At 38.2% G+C, this 1566-nt stretch carries 2 protein-coding genes; both read right to left on the reverse strand.

The window, feature by feature from the left end; all coding sequences use genetic code 11:
* Positions 1–23: 23 nt before the first annotated feature.
* Positions 24–560, reverse strand: coding sequence for a hypothetical protein (locus tag BB781_RS14910; protein WP_094229248.1), 537 nt, complete (start codon positions 558–560; stop codon positions 24–26).
* Between the two features lie 112 nt (positions 561–672).
* Positions 673–1566: hypothetical protein (locus BB781_RS15920; protein ID WP_164997929.1), on the reverse strand; the 894-nt coding region annotated here is incomplete at its 5' end.

Below are 1566 nucleotides of genomic sequence, written 5' to 3' on the forward strand. Positions count from 1 at the left end.
CGAATCTGGAATTATTCCAAGGTTCAATAATGTAGTTCTCTTCTCATTATGTATTGATCGTATACTTCACGTGCCTCCTCAAGCGACTGCTTAAACCCAATTACATCTGATTTATCCTTTATTTTAGGGCCTATAGAATCTATGAATAATTCGGCGATTCTTATTATTTCTAAAACCAATTCGTCTGTTTTGAGTGGTGTGCCTTCTTCATGGTTGGGATAACGTTTGTTTTCATCTTCAATTAAATGTCCTGTACCTTCGAGATAGAATTTGAAATAAGTAAAGTTCCCTTTAGGCTCAAAAAAAAATGTTCCCCCTCCATTTATTAGTTGACAATAGCATTTTTTATCTTCCAATAATTCAAGTGTCGAAGTTAACCAGTCCATCAAGTTAAAAAAAACATAGTCACCCCTGAAGCCATCATCATTTGGGTCATCAATTCTTTTTGTTAATATGGTGTCATTATTTTTAATGAGCAAACCACCTTCAGCATCCCATGCATTTTCATAATAATCGGAATTCAAATCCTCTATATTGAATTTTATCTTAACATTTGACATAATCATTTTCTCCTTACAGAAGAGATCCAGCTAAGCTTACTCATAAATGGTAGTACCATGCCAATATTGGCATGGTATTGCTATTTAGAGTTCGAGTTTTTGATATGTTAAATCAATCTATTACATACAAAACATTTTGTCCAGATGTTGGGAATGAAGTAATAAGTTCTCCTGAATTCGAAACGACTGTTTTCATTTCATCAATGCCGAATGAATTTGGATTCCAAGTATAGACAACTCTGCCATTCTTAGGTACTTTATTCCCAAACTCTATACTCTGCTTCACTAAATTTTCGACATCTTGCTTTGTCATTATTGCAGGCGTAGTCATACCAAGTCTTACTTGGTTGCCTGTGGGGAAGAAGTGAGTTTTTTGTCCGGTTTTTCCTTTCAAAATGCCAGTGATATGCCGTCCTTCTACATGCAGATCACGTTTCAGCGTTACATATACTACATCCTCGCCAATCTTGTAAGCGGTATGAAGCTCATTCAAATCAATATTCTTCTTAACCAATTGTATTACGTCATCATCACTTAGTCCCTTTGCTTTCAAGCTATCGACAATGGCATTACCATATGTTTTCCTTACAATATCGATTGATTCATCAACATGCTTTACCACAAAACCCGCGACTGCAAAGATTGTATGTGGATGTTTTGCTACAAATTTGCTGACTGTAGTGGTAACTTTTGCTGCGTCTCCATATCCGGGTACCAGGGCTAAAGCATTCAACAGTGTTCCAAGTCCGTCTCCGTTCCAGATTGAAGCGGCTATATCCCTGACGTCTCCTACGGCAACAAAACCACTAAGCAACCAGCCAGACATGTAATATGTGCTATCATGGTCATCGGCACCCCATTCTCCAAGTACTGCACCCAGTACGAGCTCACGGCCGATTTCTAGGTAACCGTAACGTACTTCGTAGACAAGTGGATCATGGTCCGCATCGTGGTATTCAACATAATCGTCATAGCCGTCACCGTCTGTATCTTTTAATAGAGGATC

It is taken from the genome of Methanolobus psychrotolerans, from assembly GCF_002243045.1.
Taxonomy (GTDB): Archaea; Halobacteriota; Methanosarcinia; order Methanosarcinales; family Methanosarcinaceae; genus Methanolobus; species Methanolobus psychrotolerans.